Genomic DNA, 2,731 nt, shown 5'->3' with positions numbered 1-2,731 from the left:
AGCAAAAAGACCCAGTACCGCCTGCGCGACTGGGGTATCAGCCGCCAGCGCTACTGGGGCTGCCCGATCCCTATCATTCATTGCCCGTGCTGCGGCGATGTGCCGGTACCGGAAAAAGACCTGCCGGTGGTATTGCCGGAGAACGTGATTCCGGATGGTGCCGGCTCGCCGCTTGCCAAAATGCCGGAATTCTACGAAACCAGCTGCCCCAAGTGCGGTGGCGCGGCCAAGCGCGAAACCGACACCATGGACACCTTTGTAGAGTCCAGCTGGTACTACGCACGCTACGCCAGCCCGCATTGCGACACCGCCATGGTGGACAAGAAGGCCGCCGACTACTGGCTGCAGGTCGACCAGTATGTGGGCGGTATCGAGCACGCCATTCTGCACCTGTTGTACGCGCGCTTCTTCCACAAGCTGATGCGCGACGAAGGCTTAGTGTCGTCCAGCGAGCCGTTCAAGAGCCTGCTGACCCAGGGCATGGTGATCTGCGAAACCTTCTACCGCGAGCTGCCTAATGGCTCCAAAGACTGGATTGCGCCGGCCGATGTGGTGCTGGAACGCGACGGCAAGGGCAAGATTATTGCCGCCAAGCACCGCGTTGACGGCCAGCCGGTGGTGGTGGGCGGCGTCGAGAAGATGTCCAAGTCGAAAAACAACGGCGTCGATCCGCAGGCCTTTATCGAGCAGTACGGTGCCGACACCGCGCGTCTGTTTATGATGTTTGCCGCACCGCCTGACCAGAGCCTGGAATGGTCGGATGCCGGCGTGGAAGGTGCGTTCCGCTTCCTCAAGCGCCTGTGGCGTGTGAGCGGCGAGCATGTCGCCGCCGGTGTGACCGACAAGTATGTGGCGGGTGATCTGTCTGCCGGCTTGAAAGAGTTGCGCTACAAGCTGCACGCCACCATCCAGAAAGTGGCCGACGACTACGGCCGCCGCCAGCAGTTCAATACCGCCATTGCTGCGGTGATGGAACTGCTGAACACCTACGACAAGACCGATTGCAGCGATGCTGCCGGCCGTGCCGTGGCGCAGGAAGTGCTGGAATCCGCCGTGATTCTGCTGGCACCTATCGTGCCGCATATCTGCGAAGCCTTGTGGACCGAGCTCAAGCCGGGAACAGCTTTGCTGGATCAGGCCTGGCCGGAGGTTGACGCCGCTGCGCTGGTGAAGAGCGAGATCGAGCTGATGGTGCAGGTGTGCGGCAAGCTGCGCGGTAGCGTGGTGGTGGCGGCCGATGCCGGTCGTGACGCAATCGAAGCGGCGGCGCTGGCGCATGAAAATGTGCAGAAGTTTATGGAAGGCAAGCCGGCGAAGAAGGTGATCGTGGTGCCGGGCCGGTTTATAACCAGGTGCTGGTCGAGCTCAAGCGTGACGGCCGTATCAGCCTGCCGGCCAAGGGGGTCGCTGCCGATGCCCTGCTGGTGATCGCCCCCGAGTCCACCAGCAAGGATGTGCTGACCGTCAACCGCGCCGGTAAAGTGAGCGAGTATCAGCTGACGCTGCGCCAGAATGCCCTGCTGACTTTCCGCCAGTCGGACGCGCCGGTGCCGGTTTCGGTTACGGTGCGGCGCCAGATGTCGTACTCGGAGCAGGTGGTGCTGGGTAAAGAGCAGGAAGAGGCGCAATTGTGGGCCGGCATGCAGCGTGAAGCGGCCAGCCAGCTGGTGCGCCGCCTGGCCTATATCAAACCGCCAGAGACCGATCTGCCTGCAACGGGAAAGACTGATGCCCCAGGCAAACCCTGAGGCACTCAAGTCCTTGCTTGGGCGCAATCTGGCGCCGCTTTACCTGATTCATGGGGAAGAGGCGCTGCTGGCGCTGGAAGCGGCTGATGCCATCCGCGAAGCGGCACGCAAGGCCGGCTATCTGGAGCGCGAGGTGCTGACGGTCGAGCCCGGCTTTGACTGGTCCAGCCTCGCCAATGCCATGCATAGCGTGTCGCTGTTCGCTTCGCTCAAATTGCTGGAAGTGCGCATTCCGTCGGGCAAGCCCGGTGCCGAGGGCGGCGAGGCGCTGCAAAAACTGGCGGCCCATCTGCCGCCGGACACGGTGACGCTGGTGATACTGCCCAAGCTGGAGCGGGTGCAGCTGCAGACCAAGTGGTTTACCGCGCTGCAAAAGGCCGCGCTGGAGATTGATGCCAAGGCGGTGACCCGTGCCGATTTGCCCGGCTGGGTTGTCCGTCGGCTGAAGGCGCAGGGGCAGAGCATGGAGGGCGAGGCGCTGGCCTTCTTTGTCGACCGGGTCGAGGGCAATCTGCTGGCCGCGCGTCAGGAAGTCGACAAGCTGGCATTGCTGTATCCGCAAGGCGAACTGAAGCTGGCCGATGTCCGCGAGGCGGTGGCCAATGTGGCGCGCTTCGATGTGTTCCATTTGTCGTCGGCCTGGCTGCAAGGCGATGCGCCCCGCGTGGCGCGCATGCTGGAAGGGCTGGAAGCCGAGGGCGAGGCGCCGGTGCTGGTGCTGTGGGCGCTGGCCGAAGATATCCGCATGCTGCTCAAGCTGCGCCAAGGCATCAAGGACGGGCGCAACGCCCGCGAAATGGCGCGCGAGCTCAAGCTATGGGGCGAGCGGCAGAAACTGGCCGAGCCGGCACTGCGCCGCATAGGCCCGCGTAAACTGATGGATGCGCTGACCCAGTGCGCCGAAGTCGACCGCCAGATCAAGGGCGCGGCGCAGGGCGAGCCGTGGCAGGGACTGCTCAGGGTGGCGATGTTGCTGGCAGGGT

At 63.7% G+C, this 2,731-nt stretch carries 2 protein-coding genes and 1 pseudogene; all 3 read left to right on the top strand.

All coding sequences use genetic code 11. The annotated features are described in order from the left end of the window. Positions 1–1,347, top strand: a pseudogene (locus tag EGI20_RS17260) (class I tRNA ligase family protein); the annotation flags it as partial. Between the two features lie 5 nt (positions 1,348–1,352). Then, entirely contained in the window at positions 1,353–1,748 is a 396-nt protein-coding gene (locus EGI20_RS17255; protein ID WP_498632946.1) for an LPS-assembly lipoprotein LptE, read from the top strand. Continuing rightward, the coding region (holA, locus tag EGI20_RS17250; RefSeq protein WP_498632864.1) for a DNA polymerase III subunit delta at positions 1,729–2,731 on the top strand (1,003 nt) is incomplete at its 3' end. The genes EGI20_RS17255 and holA, both read left to right, overlap by 20 nt.

The organism is Aquitalea sp. S1-19 (genome assembly GCF_024343515.1).
The sequence above is the reverse complement of the archived record's forward strand: the minus strand, read 5'-3'. Positions and strand labels throughout refer to the sequence as shown.